The following is a 16,184-nucleotide window of genomic DNA, read 5'->3' as shown; positions in this document are numbered from 1 at the left end:
GGGCGCGACCGCTCCCGTACTCTCGGGCCCCGGAACAGAAGATTCCGGCACCGCACTTCGGGGACGTACCGGGACGTACCGGTGACGTACTCAAGCCCGCGTACGTGCGGATACTCCCGCCGGCAGATGTACCGCGGGGCCCGGGTCGCCACCGTGGAACCCATGCAGCAGCTCAGCCGCCCCGCCCGCCGGGCTCTCCTCGTCCTTCACCTCGCCGTCTCCGTCAGCTGGCTCGGTCTCACTCTCGGGCTGCTCGCGCTCGGCATCACCGGCTACACCACCGAGTCCCCCGACATGGCAGGCGTCGCCTACCGGGCGATGAAGATCTTCGGTGACTGGCTGGTCCTCCCCGTCGCCCTGGTCTCGCTGGTCAGCGGGCTGGTGCTGTCGCTGCGCACCGCCTGGGGGCTGGCCAGGCACCGCTGGGTCTACCTCAAGTTCTGGCTGACGCTCATCACCGTGCTGCTGTCGGTCTTCTCCCTGCAGCCCGGTGTCAACCACCTGGCCGCCCAGGCCGCGGCGGGCACCCCGGCCCCGGACATCAGCCTCGTCGTCGCACCGGCGGTCGCCACGGCCACCTATCTCTTCATCACCGCGATCTCCGTCCTCAAGCCCTGGGGACTGACCAAACGCGGCAGCCGACTGCGCGAGGCACAGTCGGCCGAGGCCCGCGCCGGCCGGGCGCGAAGGAGCGGTATCAAGGGCGCGGGCGTCCGTTAGGGCGTGTCCGCGACGCCGCGTCGTTCGCTCGTAGGGCGGGGCGTCGCGGACCCCGCCCTGCTGCGGGGCTGCCGTCGTTCAGGCGAGGTCGGCCTCCGCTATCGCCTCGGTGACGATCCGGTGGTCCTGTTCGGGGGCGCCGCCGCCGAAGCCGATCGCACCGATCAGCCGGCCGTCCCGGTGGAGCGGCACACCACCCGCGAGGAAGAGCAGCGGCCGGTCCAACGCCGTGGGGAGAGTGTGGAACAGCCCGTCGGGCCGTACGAGCTCCACCAGGTCAGCGGTGGGGGCGTCCAACTGAAGTGCCGTGTACGCCTTGCGGGTGCTCGTCTCCCCTGAGATCAGCACGGCCGTGTCGTCGCGCCGGAAGCCGAGCAGATGACCGCCCGCGTCCAGGACGGTGACACTGCCCCGCACGCCGAGCCCCTCGGCGGCACGGACGGCGGCCTCGATAAGACCCTCGGCGTCGCGGGTGGTGAGGGGACGGACGGTGGGGGCGGGGGTGGGCGTGGCAGGGGTGGTGGTGCTCATGAGAAGTGTCCCTTGGGGGTGTAGTGGTGCTGGTGGTGCGTGCTGAGCTCGTGGCGCATGGTGTGCTCGTGGTGCTCGTTGGTCTGGTGGCACGCCTTGCGCTGGTGGTGCTCGTAGCGCCGTTGATTCGGGGCGGGCGGCACGGGCCCGTCAGCTGTGCGCGGCTGCTACGGGCTCTTCGACGGCCACGGTGGAACCGCCGACGGCCACCACACGGCCACGGCCCCTTTGACGCCGCTCCAGAGCGGAGGCGAATATCGCCACCCCCAGCGCCGCGGCAGTCATGAGCGCACCGACCCAGTTGGGCGCGGTGTAGCCGAGGCCGGCCGAGATCACGATCCCGCCGAGCCAAGCGGCCAGCGCGTTGCCGAAGTTGAAGGCCGCGATGTTGCCGGCCGAGGCGAGGGTGGGCGCCGAGGCCGCCTGGTCCATCACCCGCTTCTGGAGCGGCGGCACGGTGGCGAAGCCGAAGATGCCGATCAGCGCGATGGTGACGATGGCGGCGATCTTGTTGTGCGCGGTGAAGTTGAAGGCGGCCAGCGACAGCGCCAGACCGGTCATCGACACGAACAGCATCGGCATCATGGCGCGGTCGGTGAAGCGACCTGAGACCAGGTTTCCGCCGACCATGCCGAGGCCGAAGATGGCCGTCAGCCAGATCACGGAGGACGGTGCGAAGCCGGTGACCTCGGTCATCATCGAGGCGAGGTAGGTGACGGCCGCGAAGACACCGCCGAAGCCCAGGATCGTCATCAGCATGGCGAGGCCGACCTGCGGATTACGGAATACCGCGAGTTCGCTGCCTAGGGGAGAGGCCGCCTTCGTCCGCTGCGCGGGGACCAGCTTGACGATGCCGAGCAGGCCGATCACGCCGAGCGCGGTGATCGCGTAGAAGGTGGTGCGCCAGTCGAACTGCTGGCTGAGCATGGTGCCGGCCGGTACGCCCACGACGTTGGCGATGGTCAGGCCGCTGAACATCAGCGAGATGGCCGTGGCCCGCTTCTCGGGCGCGACAAGGTCGGCGGCGACGAGCGCGCCGATGCCGAAGAACGCACCGTGCGTGAACGCGGCAACGATCCGTCCGGCCAGCATGATCCCGAAGTTGGGTGCGACGGCCGTGAGCAGGTTGCCGACGATGAACAGGCCCATCAGCAGCATCAGCATCTGCTTGCGGGTGAAGCGGGTGCCGAGGGCGGTCATCAGCGGCGCCCCGATGACGACGCCGAGGGCGTAGAGAGTGGTCGCGTATCCGGCGAGTGGGATCGAGACACCGAAGCCGGCCGCCATGTCGGGCAGCAGGCCCATGACCGCGAACTCGGTCGTTCCGATCCCAAAGGCACCTATGGCAAGAGCCAGGAGTGCGAGAGGCATGACGGATCCCTTCACATCATTGCGTACGTGCCTTACGAGCGTCCACAATAATTGCATACGCGGGTTAATTGCAAGCGCCGTATATTTCGAAGGTGTCCTATCCTGGGTGATGCGCCCATGAGGTGCGCCCTTGAGGAGGTCGTCGATGACGCAGCAGACGCGGGAGAAGCAGGAGACTCAGGAGACGGTGGAGGCACCGCAGCCGGCAGCACCCACTGCCCCCGGCTGCCCGCCGGCGCCCGCCCCCGCACTGGCTCAGGGCTGGTGCGCGCTCTCCGCCCTGCACGGCCGTATCGAGTCGCACATCGAACGCGCCCTCCAGACGGGGCACGACCTCAGCGTCCGTGAATTCTCGGTCCTCAATGTGCTCAGCGAGCAGCACGACGGACCCGGCGGCCATCTACGGATGCACCAGGTCGCGGACTCGGTGGTCCTCAGCCAGAGCGCCACGACCCGCCTGGTCACGCGGCTCGAGGAGCGGGGGCTGCTCTCGCGCTACCTGTGCCCCGACGACCGGCGCGGCATCTACACCAACGTGACGCCCGACGGCCTCGCGCTCCTGGTGGAGGCCCGGCCCACCCATGACGACGCGCTGCGTGAAGCCCTCCAGGACGCCGCACAGCGCCCCGAGCTGGCACCGCTCGTCACCGCCGTCGAGACGCTCGCGCCACCGGAGTGACGCCGGGGTGATGCGGGCGGACGGGCACGGGGTCGGGCCGACGGCTGACCGGGCGGCACGGCTGCCTGCCTGCCGCCCCCGCGATCACACGGCATAAGGTCGCGCCCATGAGCGATATCGAGATACGCCGCGCGACCGAGGCCGATCTGCCCGCCATCATCGCGATGCTCGCCGACGACCCGTTGGGCGCCACCCGCGAAGCGCCGGACGACCTGGCTCCGTACCGCGCCGCGTTCGAGGTGCTGGCCGCCGACCCGCAGCAGCACCAGATCGTCGCGGTCCGCGAGGGACGGACCGTCGGCACGCTCCAGCTCACGGTCATCCCCGGTCTGTCCCGGCGCGGTGCCACCCGCTCCATCATCGAAGGCGTACGGATCCACCGCGACGAGCGCGGCGGCGGCCTCGGCACCCAGCTCATCGAGTGGGCGGTCGCGGAATCCCGCACGCTCGGCTGCCAGATGGTGCAGCTCACCTCGGACGCGACCCGCATCGACGCACACCGCTTCTACGAGCGCCTCGGATTCGAGGCCTCCCACCTGGGCTTCAAGCTCCAGCTCTGAGCGACGCACCGGCCGGCACACGGCGACGTCTGATCACGTCTGCCGTGTGCGTCCCCGTGCCCGGTGTGCCTTCTGCCGGCAGGCGCCACCGCAGTAGCGGGCGGGCCGCCCCGTGCGTGCCGTCGTGATCGCCGTGCCACACAGCTCACATCGCGATTCGTTACGTTTCACCGGCTCAACCGGAAGTTTCGTCACGGCGCGCTCCGGCCGCAACGCATCGCACATCAGCGCCGTCATCCGGTCCTGCACCCCGGCCTCCACACCGCTTCCCGTCCTGGCCCGCTCCATCGAAAGACAGCCCACCAGCAGGGCCCTGAGATCCGTTATCCCAACGTCCTGCCGTACATCACCTGCCTCTTGGGCCCTCCCGAGTAGCACCTCCAGCGCATCGTCGAAGTCCTGCCCGACCCCGGGCGACGGCTCGAAACGACCGGCGCCGGCCGCTTCCAGCGCGTCACACAACGCCTTGTTCCGTGACGCGAGCCGCACCACGGAGGAAAGGAAGCGAAAGAACACCGCGCCGGGGTCCGGAACCTCGGCCAAGTCCCTTGCGGTGTCGGTGAAAAGCTCGATCCGCTCCACGATCGTCGCCCTGAACAGGGCTTCCTTGGAAGGAAAGTGGCGGTAGACGGTGCCCGCACCGACACCCGCCCGGCGCGCGATCTCTCCGAGGGGGACCCCCAACCCCCGTTCCTCGAAGGCGAATAGAGCCGCCTGGAGCACCAGCGCCCTGTTGCGCCGCGCATCCGCACGGGAAGGCGTGACACCACCCTCGACCACCGCCGGCCTCCCGAAAAAACGTCGACATCCGGTGCGCGCGTGCCGCTCTCACAAACGGGTCGCTCGTTCCGATTCTACGGGAGGCTTCGAGCATGATCGTTAAATGACCCGGACACGCGGCGGCGGGGGAACGGGCCGACGACGACCGGCACCGGGCGGACGTGCGAACCACCGAAGAGCCGCCGAGAGCCGTCGAATGGCCGTCGGCATGACCGGACCGCCGGCCGGGGCCCCGCAAGCGACGGCGCATACGGCGTCTTCCCGTCCAGCCTGCCGCCGGAGCCGGAGCACGCCACTGCACTGCTCCTGACGGACGACGGATGACGGGCGACGGGCGACGGGCGACGGGCGAGATCACGGTCAGCCGCAATGCCGCCGGAGCTGCCTCAGCGGCCGTGCGACACCTCGTCCCTTCTGGCTTCCGCAGCGGCCAACTCCCCTGCACATAACGGAGGTTGGTGAACGCCGAGCCGCCGAGGGGCGCACGCGGGCACAGGTGTTTCACGTGAAACGACGCCGCTTCCAGACACACGTGTGGGGTCGTGTTTCACGTGAAACACGGCCCCACCACGCCAACACGCCCTACGGCTGGGCGCCGGCTCGCCTCAGCCTGCGACCACCGCGTCCCATGCCGCGCCCGCCGCCACGGCGGCACCCTCGGCGTCCACGGACACCCCCAGCGCACGCAACCCGCCCGCCAGTGCCACCAGCGAGGCCGTGACCACCGCCCGGTCAGCGGCCCGGCCATAGTGGTTCACCCGGATCATCTCCTTGGCCAGCGCTCCGGCCGCGGCCTGCACCGGCACCGCCGCGTCCACCGCGAGCGCGGCGGTCACGATCTCCCGGGCGTCCACTCCCTCAGGTGCACGGAGCGTCGTGGCGGCCGGCGCCGCGTCCTCGTCACGCACGACGTAAGGAGCGAGCCCGCCCAGCGCCCGCACACCGGCCCTGGTCGCCGCGGCCGCCGCCCGGTGCCGGGTGATGACCGCATCCAGCCCCTCGGCGTTCATCCGGTCCGCCGCCTGCTCCAGAGCGAGCATCTCCAGCTGGGCCGGGGCGTGCGGCAGTGCCGTGCGGCCGCCGTCGATCCAGCGCTCCTTCCAGTCCAGCAGCGAGAGGTACGAGCGCCGCGGAGCCTGCTCATTGGCAGCGATCCGCTCCCACGCACGGGCGCTGACGGACGCCACCGACACCCCGGCAGGCCCGGCCATCGCCTTCTGCCCGCCGATCACACACAGGTCCACGCCCCACTCGTCGGTGAGCAGCGGCTCGGCGCCCACCGATGCGACCGCGTCCAGCATCAGCAGCGCGCCGTGCTCCCGCACCACCGCACCGATCTCGGCGACGGGGTTGGTGTTGCCGGTGGCTGCCTCCGCGTGCACCAGGCTCACGAAGTCGATCTCGGGGTGTTCCCGCAAGGCGTCCGCCTCCTGCCGCGGGTCGACCGCACCCGTGAACGGCGCGGTGACGGTGATCACCTCGGCGCCGCAGGAGCGCAGCCAGCCGCCGAAGGTCTCGCCGTACGGGCCGGTGATGATGTTGAGCGCGGTGCTGCCGGGCCGCACGGCGGAGCGGATACAGGCCTCCAGGGGCAGCAGCGCCTCGCCCTGCATCGCCACGACATCGCAGCGGGTGTGCATCAGGGCCGCGACCTTGTCCTCGATCCGCGCGAAGTGGGCCGCGGTGAGCGGAGGCAGGTCGAGCAGGTCCGGGGCGGCGTTCGCGGTCGGATCAGACACGGCAGTCACAGGGCCTTCCAGCGGTAGCGAGCCGACTCGGCGCGGCTCCTGACATCTGGTTCGACTGTACGTCCGCGGCCCGCGCCCCCGCCGTACGGGCCTCACACCCGCCAACCCTGCGGATCCACTCCACCGGGCACCGGTGCCGACGGCTCGTACGGTCCGCGGGTGAACACGAAGGTATGGAGATCGAGATGGCTGACCGAACCGTTTTCGTCGCGCACCACCCGCAGCGTCTCGCCCGCGTAATAGCCGTCCAGGCCCGTCCATGTGCCGTCGTTCTCCGCCCGGAACCGCGAGGAGCGCCCCGTCCCGGACAGCGGCGTGAGCTCCAGCCCGCGTTCGGTCCACAGCCGCAGGATGTGCGGGTTCGCGCCCCAGTACCAGGGCCCGGTCAGGGCCAGCAGTTCCGGATCCAGCGGCCCGGGCAGCGGGTGCCAGGGCTCGGGGATCCGTGGCTCGTGCTCGCTCACGATCCCGGTGAGATCGGCGGCGAGCGCGGCGACCGCCGGGCCCGAGGTGCAATTGGCCAGCACGACCCCGGCGATGTCCTCCTCGGCATCGGTCCACAGCGCCGCCAGGAACCCGGGCATCGAGCCGACATGCCCGGCCAGCAGCCGGCCTTCCCGCCATACGAGCTGAACGCCCAGTCCGTACCCCGCATCCCAGGCGTTCGTCTCCGGCGGCACGGCCGGTGTCCGCATCTCGGCCAGGCTCGACGCACTGAGCACCCGGCCGTCGCCCCGCAGCAGAAACGCCGCCCACCGGCACAGATCCTGGAGCGTCGACCACAACTGCCCCGCCGGGCCCATCAAACCGGTGTCCGCGGCCGGCTCCGGCAGCACGGCGTCGGCCCACGGGTGGACCGCCCAGCCGCTCGCGTGCGGCCCCTGCGGCCGCAGCGTCGTACGCCCCATGCCCAGCGGTTCCAGCACTTCGTTCCGCAGCACCTCGTCCCACGGGGTACCGCCCCGCAGCCGTTCGACCAGCGCGCCGAGCAGCGCATAGCCAGGGTTGGAGTAATGGTGGCGCCGTCCGGCGGGGAGCCGCTGCGGCCGCTCGTCGAAGAGATCGGCCTGCTCGGGCCGCAGTTCACCCGCGGTCCGCTCCCACCACGGACCTCGGGTCTCGGCCGCCAGCCCCGAACTGTGCGCGAGCAGTTGGGCGATCGTCGCATCGGGCACCGGAGACCCTTCCAGGTGCCTGCCTACCGGGTCCTCCAGTCGCAGCAGTCCCTCGTCCCGCAGCCTCAGTACCAGCACCGCGACAAAGGTCTTGGTGAGCGAGCCGATCCGGTACTGCACATCGTCGTGCGGTGCCTTCCCCTCCACCGAACCACGGGCCCCTGTCCACACCACTCGCCCCCCGCGGACGACCGCACCCGTCAAAGAGGGCGCCCGCCCCTCGGCCTGCCCGACCGCCAGCCGGCGCAGCAACGCCCGTCGGGTCGGGGGCAACAGCTCCGCGAACTCATCACGCGCGGCGCCCGCCTCCGGCCCGTGGCCGGCCGGTCCGGGCTCATGGGGCTCCGTGGGCTGTGGAATGGTCATGGCACTCTCCTCAACGGCGAATCCGACGCGGCCGGGCCCCATCCTCGCCGCATCACCACAGCGCCGCCGCACCGATCACCGCGCCCAGTTCGGTCTGCTCGTCCTCCGGCAGCCTGCGCGCGGCGTGCACCATGTGCAGCGCAGACCGCAGCCGCACCCGGTCCCCCTCCGTTCCGAGGTATCCGAGATAAGCGGGGAGCGTCAGCGCCAGGGCCGTGAGGTCGGACCGCGCACACCACCGCGCCACCAACTCCCGCACCCGCCCGTCGACCGCCGCATCGAGGTGCCGTGGCGCCATATCCCCGCCGTCCTCGTCCTCTTCCTCAAGGACCTTCCCAGCCGGCTCGGGAGCCGTCTCCCGCAAGCCCTCCGCGATCGCGAACCGATTCCAGTCGCCGTACTGCCCCTCGGGGACCTCACCCACCCGCTCGGCGGCCCGCGCGAAATACGTGTGCGCAAGGACCGTTCGGCCAAGCCGCCGGCAGGCCTGCCCCAGGTTCGCGTACAGCGACGGATAGAACCCGTGCACCCGCTCGTCACCCACCCGGTCAGCGCGCTCCAGGCACTCCTGGTTCCAACGGAGCGTCTCCTCGGGCGCGTTCTGATGCCGTGCGAGATAGTGCGCGGCGATACACGCCTCGTAGTCATCGGCAGCGATCTCCCAGGCCTGCTGGAACAGGCCGAGCGCCCTGCCGGCCTGCCCGTCCGCCTCGGCCCGCATCCCTTCCACGCACAGTTGCACCACCGGCAGTTCCGGATCCACCGGCCCGCTCCCCTCCTCAGCCATGGCAGCAGTCCCCGGTCCCGTCGGCTCAGTCATCGGCGGGAGCGGTGTCGCAACGATCCGCACCGGCACACTCGCGCACCGGCATCACCCATGTCGTGAAACTTCCCTGGTCGGCAGAGCGGACGACGACCGGCCGGTCCGCCGAAGTGATCTCCAGCAGCACATCCGGCCCCACTCCGGCCTCCAGCGCAGGCACCAGCACGGCCGGATCGAAGGCGATCCGCAGGCCCGGCCCCGTGCGCACCGCCCGCATCCGGACGGGCCCACGGCCGCCGCCCGCCACCTCCAGCACCTGCCCGGCCTCGTGCCGCGCCGTGTCCCCCACGGTGTCCGGTTCCCCCGGGCCGCCCACGTCAGCCGCCTCCCCGTGCCCCGCTCCGAGCGACAACGACACCGCTCCGGCCCGCCCGGTCACCGCGTCCCGCAGCCCCGCCCGGTCGACGATCACCCGATGTCGCCCCTCCTCCGGGCCCTCCAGGAGCAGCCGGTAGTCCGGATATGCGCCGGGGTCCCGGGCACCGCCCCGCCCCTGGCCGGCTCCCGCCGGCACCTCCCGCCGGCCCGACCCGCTCCGCAGCCGGACCCCGGCCGCGTCCGCCGCGCACTCCACCTCGACCGTCACCTGCCGTACGGCCCACTCCGCCAGGTCCCGTGCCGCATCCGGGCCGATCAGCACCCGTCGCGGCCCGCCCTCGAACCCCGTCGGTCGCAGCACCCGCGCCGCCAGCCGATAGCGGTCCGTCGCCACCCATCGCACCTCGCCGTCGGCGAGTTCGAGCAGCACACACCCCAGCACCGTGAATTCCTGTCGGCCCGCCCCGGTCGCGACCGCGGGCGCCACCTGCCGTACCGCACTGGCGAGTTCGGCCCCGCCCACCCGCGCCCAGGCCCAACTCGCGCGGTGCTCCGCCGTGCCGGTCGCCTCCCGCAGGAACCCCTCGACCACTGCCCGCGTCTCGTCCGCCGTCCGCCGCGTCCGCTCCAGATGAGTCCGCAGGACACCGCGCGCCGCGTCCTCGGGCCCGTCCAGTACGACCGCGACATCCACCAGCGGCAGCCCCGCCGCACGCAACTGCCGCACCTTCACTGCCCGCGCCGCCTGCCCCGCCCCGTAGCGGCGGTACCCCGTCACGGCATCCACCCGCGCGGGCCGCAGCACCCCGCAGTCGTCGTAGAACCGCAGGGCACTCGGCGCGAGCCCCACTCGTCGCGCAAACGCGCCGATGGTCAACAGCTCTTCGGTGTCGTCCATGAACGCGATTGTGGAGCTTCAAGCAGCCTGAAGGTCAAAGACCGCGACCCGCCCGCCGGTCTTCAGGCGGTCAGCTCGGCAGCGCTCCGGAACGTCCGCCGGTACACCTGCGGTGCCACCCCCACCGCGCTGTGCAGATGCTGGCGCAGGGAGGTGCCGGTGCCGAAGCCCGCGTGATGGGCGACGAGGTCGATGGGCCAGTCCGTGGTCTCCAGCAGATGCCGGGCCCGTTCGATGCGCTGGCCGGCGAGCCACTGACCGGGGCTCATGCCGACCTCGTCGCGGAAGCGCCGGGTGAGGGTGCGCACGCTGACCCGGGCGTGCGCGGCGAGGGCGGTCAGGGTCAGCGGCTCGCCGAGACGCTCCAGGGCCCATGCGCGGGTGGCCGCGGTGCCGCCCGTCGACGGTGCGGGGACGGGCAGCCGGATGAACTGGGCCTGACCGCCGTCCCGCCAGGGCGGCACGACACAGGAGCGGGCCACTTCATTGGCGACGGCGCTGCCGTGGTCACGGCGCACGATGTGCACACACAGGTCGACTCCGGCGGCGGCTCCGGCAGAGGTCAGCACATCGCCGTCGTCGACGAAGAGCACATTGGGGTCGACCCGTACGGTCGTGAAGAGGCGTTGCAGCTGCGTGGCCTCCCGCCAGTGGGTGGTGGCCGGCCGGTGATCGAGCATCCCGGCGGCGGCCAGTACGAACGCGCCGGTGCAGATGGCCACCATCCGGGTGCCGGGCCGGATGTACTCCAGCACCTTGCGCAGCTCATCGGGCAGCCGGCCGTCCTCGACGATCGTGGCCAGCGCGTGGGACGGCGGGACGACGACGGTGTCCACGCTCGCCAGGACGGAGGCGTCCTCGGCGACGGCGATCTCGTAGTCGGCTTCCGCGCGCACCGGGCGTCCGTCCGGACTACAGGTGACGACGGAGTACAGCGGCTCCCCGGCGGCGCCGTGCGCAGCCCCGAAGATCCGCGCGGGGATAGCGAGCTCGAAGGGGACGACACCGTCCAGGGCGAGAACACCGACGCGATGCATGACCCGATTCTTTCAAACGTTGGCCATCAGGACACCGCCGGGCCCCCGGCCGCCACGGAAAGCTGACAGCACCCCCGGGAAACCCGCCCGGTCAGCGACGCTGGATGCCCGGTCACCGCCGTGGCACCGTACGAAGGAGACACCATGCCCGAGACCCGGACCCCGCAGATGCGGGCCGTCAGCCAGGACACCGCCGGAGGCCCCGACGTCCTCAAGATGATCACTACCGACCGGCCGGTGCCCGGCCCGACGGAGATCCTGGTCCGGGTGCACGCCGCGGGCGTCAACCCGACCGACTGGAAGTCGCGCTCCCAGGGCGCTTTCCTGACGGGTGCCAAGGCCCCGTTCACCCTGGGCTTCGATGTCTCGGGCGTGGTGGAGGCGGTCGGCCTCGGCGTGACCCTCTTCGCGCCGGGCGACAAGGTCTTCGGCATGCCCCGCTTCCCGCACCCCGCCGGGGCGTACGCCGAGTACGTCACCGCCCCGGCCCGCCACTTCGCGCACCTCCCGGCGAGTCTGGATCACGTGCAGGGCGCCGCGCTCCCGCTGGCATCGCTGACCGCCTGGCAGGCCCTGGTCGACACCGCGCAGGTCCAGCCCGGCGCGCGGGTGCTGATCCACGCCGCGGCGGGCGGCGTCGGCCATCTGGCCGTGCAGATCGCCAAGTCCCGTGGCGCGTATGTCATCGGCACCGCCCGGCAGGCCAAGCACGACTTCCTGCGCGACCTGGGCGCCGATGAACTCGTCGACTACACCCAGCAGGATTTCGCGGAGGCGGTGCGCGACGTCGACATCGTCCTCGACACCATCGGCGGCGACTACGGCGCCCGTTCACTGCGCACCCTGCGCCCCGGCGGCACGCTGGTCTCGATCCTTCCGCTGGACGACGGCTTCCCGGCCGCACAGGCGAGCGAGGCACAGATCCGTGCGGGGTTCCTGCTGGTCGAGCCCGACCGGGCCGGGCTGCAGGCCGTCGCCGGCCTGGTGGACAGCGGACAACTGCGGGTCGCCGTCGACACCGTCGTACCGCTCGAGGAGGCCGCAAAGGCGCACACCCTCGGCGAGACCGGCCGCACCACCGGCAAGATCGTGCTGGCCGTGGCGCCCTGACGGCGGTCACCTGCCGACGGGTCCGCCACCGGCCGTTCCGTCGCCCTCGACCGCGCCGGCCGGTGGCTCCTCACCGACCGGCGCGGACCACTGAGGGCCGGCGGAGTACCTCACCTGGGGCGCGTCGAACTCCACGAAGCTGTCGACCGGCTGCATGCCGAGGGATTCGAGGAGCCGGCGCGAGCGGACGTTGGCTTCCTGGGTGGCGGCGATGACCGAGGGATCGGGTGACGGGACGGCCTCCAGCGCCCAGCCGACGACGACGGCCACGGCCTCACTGCCGTATCCCCGGCCCCAGTGCTCGGGCAGGAAGGCGTACGACACCTCTCGCCGGCCGTCGCACCGGGAATCCGCTTCCACCGACACCGAGCCGACCACGACGCCATCGTCCCGGGTGGTCACGCTGAACACCTGCGGCCGTCCCGCGAAATGCTGCTGGTAGAGGGCGAGCTTCTGCCCGGCGACCGGCCCGCCGAGAAAGCGCCGGACCTCAGGGTCCGTCCACGGCCGGGTGAACGCGTGGACGTCGCCGGCTTCGGCAGGACGCAGCAACAGCCTGGGCGTCCGGAGGGTGGCGGGCCAGGGACCCTCGGCAGGTAAGGCGGACATGCCCCGGAGCATCGCAGCCGGAGGCGTGTCGCGGCGCCCGCTTCAGGAGGACCAGGCCGGATATCGCCGCTGTTGCGCTTCGCGCGCTCTGCACTGCTGACGCGGGAGAAGCTCGCCACCCACGGCACAGACCGCCCGGGGCGGGGATGCCGGGCCCTACGACGCTCCCCTCACGTCTGCGCCATGTCCACGAACCGCGAGTAGTGGCCCTGGAACGCGACCGTGATCGTCGCCGTGGGGCCGTTACGGTGCTTCGCCACGATCAGGTCGGCCTCGCCGGCGCGCGGGGACTCCTTCTCGTAGGCGTCCTCGCGGTGCAGCAGGATGACCATGTCGGCGTCCTGCTCGATCGAACCGGATTCACGGAGGTCGGAGACCATCGGCTTCTTGTCCGTGCGCTGCTCGGGGCCACGGTTCAGCTGGGAGAGCGCGATGACCGGGAGCTCCAGCTCCTTCGCCAGCAGCTTGAGGTTTCGGGACATGTCCGAGACCTCTTGCTGGCGGCTCTCGGCGCGCTTCGAGCCGCCGGACTGCATCAGCTGGAGATAGTCGATGACCACCAGCTTCAGTTCGTTGCGCTGCTTGAGCCGCCGGCACTTCGCGCGGATCTCCATCATCGAGAGGTTCGGCGAATCGTCGATGTACAGCGGCGCGGCCGAGACGTCCGGCATCCGGCGCGCGAGCCTCGTCCAGTCCTCGTCCGTCATGCTGCCGGAGCGCATGTGGTGCAGCGCCACCCGCGCCTCGGCGGACAGCAGACGCATCGCGATCTCGTTGCGCCCCATTTCCAGCGAGAAGATCACGCTCGGCAGATTGCTCTTGATCGAGCAGGCCCGCGCGAAGTCCAGCGCAAGGGTCGACTTACCCATGGCGGGGCGGGCCGCGATCACGATCATCTGGCCGGGGTGCAGGCCGTTCGTCAGGGAGTCCAGGTCGGTGAAGCCCGTGGGCACGCCCGTCATCTGGCCCTGGCGTGAGCCGATCGCCTCGATCTCGTCGAGGGCGCCCTCCATGATGTCGCCGAGCGGAAGGTAGTCCTCGCTGGTCCGCTGCTCGGTGACGGCGTAGATCTCCGCCTGGGCGCTGTTGACGATCTCGTCGACATCGCCGTCCGCGGCGTATCCCATCTGCGTGATACGGGTGCCGGCCTCGACCAGGCGGCGCAGCACCGCACGCTCATGGACGATCTCGGCGTAGTACTCGGCGTTCGCCGCGGTCGGTACGGACTGGACGAGGGTGTGCAGATACGAGGCGCCGCCGACCCGCGCGATCTCGCCGCGCTTGGTCAGCTCCGCGGCGATGGTGATCGGGTCGGCCGGCTCGCCCTTGGCATACAGATCGAGAATCGCCTGGAAGACCAGCTCATGGGCGGGGCGGTAGAAATCCTCGCCCTTGAGGACCTCGACGACATCCGCGATCGCGTCCTTGGACAGCAGCATGCCGCCGAGCACGGACTGCTCGGCGTCCAGGTCCTGCGGGGGCACCCGCTCGAATCCGCCGTTCCAGGAGCCGCCGCCGTCGTCGTCGCGGTCCTGGCGGTCGCCGCGACCGCGGCCCTTGCCCTCGCCTCGCCGGGAGCGCGCGGCCGGCAGCAGGTCGCTGGGACCGGAGTCCGCCCAGGGGTCTTCCATGGGCTCGGGAATGCTCACCCCGGCACCTCCTCCCGTCCGCGACGCGGACCTTGCTGTGCTGTTCTTTCTTACGGCACAGCTCTGACAATCGAGACGCCCGACTCCGGTTACGGCGCGTCGAGTTCGGACGATTTCTCAGGCCGGAACAGGCGGCGGGTGCCGGACCACGGTAGGCCCGTGGGCACCGTCCGCCAATCTGGTTATCCACAGGCCATGTGGATGACTGCCCTACAGCTGTGGAGAAGTCCCCGGATCCTGTGCACGGCCCGGGGGAAACTTCTGTGGACAAGCACACAATCGCCCCAGCCCCACTGAGCTGACCTGCGCTTTTCTCATCCATAGGCTGTGGGGGAGAAAAACTTTCGCTCGCGGTTCAAGATCGCGACAAACGGCACAGGGGAGGCAACTCCGCACAGCGGAAAGTAAGGACTGCAAGGGGTTTGCATCTCTTACCTGTGGACGATTACATTGAGCGCATGACCCAGGCTCCCGCGACCCCGCGGCGCTCCGACCGCCGCCACGACCGCGAGATCATCGCCCTGGCCCTGCCGGCGTTCGGTTCACTGGTCGCGGAACCCCTCTTCGTCATGGTCGACAGCGCCGTCATCGGCCACCTCGGCACTCCCCAGCTCGCCGGCCTCGGTGTCGCCGCCGCCCTGCTCACCACCGCCGTCTCCGTCTTCGTCTTCCTCGCCTACGCCACCACCGCCGCGGTCGCCCGCAGGGTCGGCGCCGGCGACCTGCCCGCCGCCATCCGCCAGGGCATGGACGGCATCTGGCTCGCCCTGCTGCTCGGCGCCGCCGTCATCGCGACCGTGCTGCCCACCGCCCCCTGGCTCGTCGAGGCCTTCGGTGCCTCCGGTACCGCTGCCCCGTACGCCACGACCTATCTGCGCATCAGCGCGCTCGGCATCCCCGCGATGCTCGTCGTGCTGGCCGCGACCGGCGTGCTCCGCGGGCTCCAGGACACCAAGACCCCGCTCCATGTCGCCATCGGCGGCTTCTCCGCCAACGCCGCGCTGAACGTCGCCCTGGTCTACGGCGCCGGGCTCGGCATCGCGGGCTCCGCCTGGGGCACGGTCATCGCCCAGTGCGGCATGGCCGCCGTCTACCTCATCGTGGTCATCCGTGGTGCGCGACGGCACGGCGCCTCACTGCGTCCCGACGCGGCGGGGATCCGTGCCTCGGCCCAGGCCGGGGTCCCACTGCTGGTGCGTACGCTCTCGCTGCGCGCTGTGCTGATGATCGCCACCGCCGTCGCCGCCCGGCTCGGCGACGCCGAGGTCGCCGCCCACCAGATCGTGCTCACGCTGTGGTCCCTGCTGGCCTTCGCGCTGGACGCGATAGCCATAGCCGGGCAGGCCATCATAGGCCGGTACCTCGGTGCGGGGGACCGCGACGGTGCCAGGGCCGCCTGCCGGCGCATGGTCCAGTGGGGCATCGCCTCCGGCCTGGTACTCGGCGTGCTGGTCGCCCTCGCCCGCCCCCTCTTCATCCCCCTGTTCACCTCCGACCCCGCCGTGCAGGGCCCGCTGCTGAGCACGCTCCTGGTCGTGGCCGTGACACAACCGGTCTCCGGGATCGTCTTCATCCTCGACGGCGTACTCATGGGTGCGGGGGACGGGCCCTATCTCGCCCGGGCCATGGTCGTGACCCTGGCGCTGTTCGCTCCGGCCGCGCTGGCCGTACCTGTCCTCGGCGGCGGACTGGTCGCGCTGTGGTGGACGATGGCGCTGATGATGACCGTCCGCATGCTGACCCTGTGGCTGCGCACCCGCTCGGGCCGATGGATTGTGACCGGAGCCTCCCGCTGAAGGACCTCCCACAA

Annotated in this window: 16 protein-coding genes; 5 read left to right on the top strand and 11 right to left on the bottom strand. The window is 71.2% G+C overall.

Going from position 1 to position 16,184, the window contains the following annotated elements; all coding sequences use genetic code 11:
• The first annotated feature begins 162 nt into the window (after positions 1 to 162).
• Complete coding sequence (locus K7C20_RS19270; protein WP_030075793.1) at positions 163 to 720, top strand: hypothetical protein; 558 nt, start codon at positions 163 to 165, stop codon at positions 718 to 720.
• 78 nt (positions 721 to 798) lie between these two features.
• On the opposite strand, the gene K7C20_RS19265 is transcribed toward K7C20_RS19270, so the two are convergent.
• Genes K7C20_RS19265 through K7C20_RS19255 form a run of 3 tightly spaced genes read right to left on the bottom strand, consistent with a single transcriptional unit; the run spans position 799 to position 2,622 of the window.
• The gene (locus K7C20_RS19265) at positions 799 to 1,251 is read right to left on the bottom strand and encodes a GlcG/HbpS family heme-binding protein (protein ID WP_030075791.1); all 453 of its coding nucleotides are present in this window, start codon (positions 1,249 to 1,251) and stop codon (positions 799 to 801) included.
• Positions 1,248 to 1,394, bottom strand: coding sequence for a hypothetical protein (locus K7C20_RS19260; RefSeq protein ID WP_160328769.1), 147 nt, complete (start codon positions 1,392 to 1,394; stop codon positions 1,248 to 1,250). Before K7C20_RS19260 ends, K7C20_RS19265 begins: the two co-directional genes overlap by 4 nt.
• Positions 1,395 to 1,401: 7 nt before the next feature.
• Positions 1,402 to 2,622, bottom strand: coding sequence for an MFS transporter (locus K7C20_RS19255; RefSeq protein WP_030075789.1), 1,221 nt, complete (start codon positions 2,620 to 2,622; stop codon positions 1,402 to 1,404).
• Positions 2,623 to 2,767: 145 nt separating this feature from the next.
• Here K7C20_RS19255 and K7C20_RS19250 point away from each other — a divergent pair, with 145 nt between their 5' ends.
• Both K7C20_RS19250 and K7C20_RS19245 read left to right on the top strand, forming a co-directional pair.
• The gene (locus tag K7C20_RS19250; protein WP_245171781.1) at positions 2,768 to 3,301 is read left to right on the top strand and encodes a MarR family winged helix-turn-helix transcriptional regulator; all 534 of its coding nucleotides are present in this window, start codon (positions 2,768 to 2,770) and stop codon (positions 3,299 to 3,301) included.
• A 107-nt stretch (positions 3,302 to 3,408) separates the two neighbouring features.
• Positions 3,409 to 3,861, top strand: a complete 453-nt coding sequence (locus K7C20_RS19245) for a GNAT family N-acetyltransferase (RefSeq protein ID WP_030075785.1) — start codon at positions 3,409 to 3,411, stop codon at positions 3,859 to 3,861.
• Between the two features lie 33 nt (positions 3,862 to 3,894).
• On the opposite strand, the gene K7C20_RS19240 is transcribed toward K7C20_RS19245, so the two are convergent.
• The 6 genes from K7C20_RS19240 to K7C20_RS19215 all read right to left on the bottom strand — a co-directional run bounded on the left by K7C20_RS19240 (position 3,895) and on the right by K7C20_RS19215 (position 11,006).
• A complete protein-coding gene (locus tag K7C20_RS19240; protein ID WP_053210259.1) occupies positions 3,895 to 4,641 on the bottom strand; it encodes a TetR/AcrR family transcriptional regulator in 747 nt (248 codons plus the stop codon).
• Between the two features lie 605 nt (positions 4,642 to 5,246).
• The gene (locus tag K7C20_RS19235; protein WP_053210258.1) at positions 5,247 to 6,389 is read right to left on the bottom strand and encodes a pyridoxal-phosphate-dependent aminotransferase family protein; all 1,143 of its coding nucleotides are present in this window, start codon (positions 6,387 to 6,389) and stop codon (positions 5,247 to 5,249) included.
• Positions 6,390 to 6,481: 92 nt separating this feature from the next.
• Positions 6,482 to 7,930: a serine hydrolase domain-containing protein gene (locus K7C20_RS19230; RefSeq protein ID WP_078953561.1), complete on the bottom strand. Its 1,449-nt coding sequence runs from the start codon at positions 7,928 to 7,930 to the stop codon at positions 6,482 to 6,484.
• A gap of 52 nt (positions 7,931 to 7,982) precedes the next feature.
• Complete coding sequence (locus tag K7C20_RS19225) at positions 7,983 to 8,693, bottom strand: hypothetical protein (RefSeq protein WP_048828708.1); 711 nt, start codon at positions 8,691 to 8,693, stop codon at positions 7,983 to 7,985.
• Between the two features lie 49 nt (positions 8,694 to 8,742).
• Positions 8,743 to 9,969, bottom strand: a complete 1,227-nt coding sequence (locus tag K7C20_RS19220) for a MerR family transcriptional regulator (RefSeq protein ID WP_030075773.1) — start codon at positions 9,967 to 9,969, stop codon at positions 8,743 to 8,745.
• Positions 9,970 to 10,031: 62 nt separating this feature from the next.
• Positions 10,032 to 11,006 (bottom strand): GlxA family transcriptional regulator, encoded by a 975-nt coding sequence (locus tag K7C20_RS19215; RefSeq protein ID WP_053210257.1) that lies wholly within the window; start codon positions 11,004 to 11,006, stop codon positions 10,032 to 10,034.
• 144 nt (positions 11,007 to 11,150) lie between these two features.
• Here K7C20_RS19215 and K7C20_RS19210 point away from each other — a divergent pair, with 144 nt between their 5' ends.
• Complete coding sequence (locus K7C20_RS19210) at positions 11,151 to 12,116, top strand: NADP-dependent oxidoreductase (protein ID WP_030075767.1); 966 nt, start codon at positions 11,151 to 11,153, stop codon at positions 12,114 to 12,116.
• 6 nt (positions 12,117 to 12,122) lie between these two features.
• Here the strand turns inward: K7C20_RS19210 and K7C20_RS19205 are convergent, their stop codons facing one another.
• Positions 12,123 to 12,725 carry a GNAT family N-acetyltransferase gene (locus K7C20_RS19205; protein WP_245171779.1) on the bottom strand — a complete coding sequence of 201 codons (603 nt, stop codon included), beginning with the start codon at positions 12,723 to 12,725 and terminating at the stop codon, positions 12,123 to 12,125.
• A 170-nt stretch (positions 12,726 to 12,895) separates the two neighbouring features.
• The gene (gene dnaB, locus K7C20_RS19200) at positions 12,896 to 14,356 is read right to left on the bottom strand and encodes a replicative DNA helicase (RefSeq protein WP_030075765.1); all 1,461 of its coding nucleotides are present in this window, start codon (positions 14,354 to 14,356) and stop codon (positions 12,896 to 12,898) included.
• Positions 14,357 to 14,832: 476 nt separating this feature from the next.
• Between dnaB and K7C20_RS19195 the strand changes: the two genes are divergently transcribed.
• Positions 14,833 to 16,170, top strand: a complete 1,338-nt coding sequence (locus tag K7C20_RS19195; RefSeq protein ID WP_030075764.1) for an MATE family efflux transporter — start codon at positions 14,833 to 14,835, stop codon at positions 16,168 to 16,170.
• Positions 16,171 to 16,184: the final 14 nt, after the last annotated feature.

It is taken from the genome of Streptomyces decoyicus, from assembly GCF_019880305.1.
Lineage (GTDB): Bacteria > Actinomycetota > Actinomycetes > Streptomycetales > Streptomycetaceae > Streptomyces > Streptomyces decoyicus.
This window is presented reverse-complemented; position numbering and strand designations above follow the sequence as displayed.

Coding starts and splice junctions, on each gene's coding strand:
- K7C20_RS19255 (WP_030075789.1), bottom strand. CDS start 2,622: ATGCCTCTCGCACTCCTGGCTCTTGCCATAGGTGCCTTTGGGATCGGA.
- K7C20_RS19230 (WP_078953561.1), bottom strand. CDS start 7,930: ATGACCATTCCACAGCCCACGGAGCCCCATGAGCCCGGACCGGCCGGC.
- K7C20_RS19270 (WP_030075793.1), top strand. CDS start 163: ATGCAGCAGCTCAGCCGCCCCGCCCGCCGGGCTCTCCTCGTCCTTCAC.
- K7C20_RS19210 (WP_030075767.1), top strand. CDS start 11,151: ATGCCCGAGACCCGGACCCCGCAGATGCGGGCCGTCAGCCAGGACACC.
- K7C20_RS19205 (WP_245171779.1), bottom strand. CDS start 12,725: ATGTCCGCCTTACCTGCCGAGGGTCCCTGGCCCGCCACCCTCCGGACG.
- K7C20_RS19215 (WP_053210257.1), bottom strand. CDS start 11,006: ATGCATCGCGTCGGTGTTCTCGCCCTGGACGGTGTCGTCCCCTTCGAG.
- K7C20_RS19220 (WP_030075773.1), bottom strand. CDS start 9,969: ATGGACGACACCGAAGAGCTGTTGACCATCGGCGCGTTTGCGCGACGA.
- K7C20_RS19265 (WP_030075791.1), bottom strand. CDS start 1,251: ATGAGCACCACCACCCCTGCCACGCCCACCCCCGCCCCCACCGTCCGT.
- K7C20_RS19250 (WP_245171781.1), top strand. CDS start 2,768: ATGACGCAGCAGACGCGGGAGAAGCAGGAGACTCAGGAGACGGTGGAG.
- K7C20_RS19195 (WP_030075764.1), top strand. CDS start 14,833: ATGACCCAGGCTCCCGCGACCCCGCGGCGCTCCGACCGCCGCCACGAC.
- K7C20_RS19245 (WP_030075785.1), top strand. CDS start 3,409: ATGAGCGATATCGAGATACGCCGCGCGACCGAGGCCGATCTGCCCGCC.
- dnaB (WP_030075765.1), bottom strand. CDS start 14,356: ATGGAAGACCCCTGGGCGGACTCCGGTCCCAGCGACCTGCTGCCGGCC.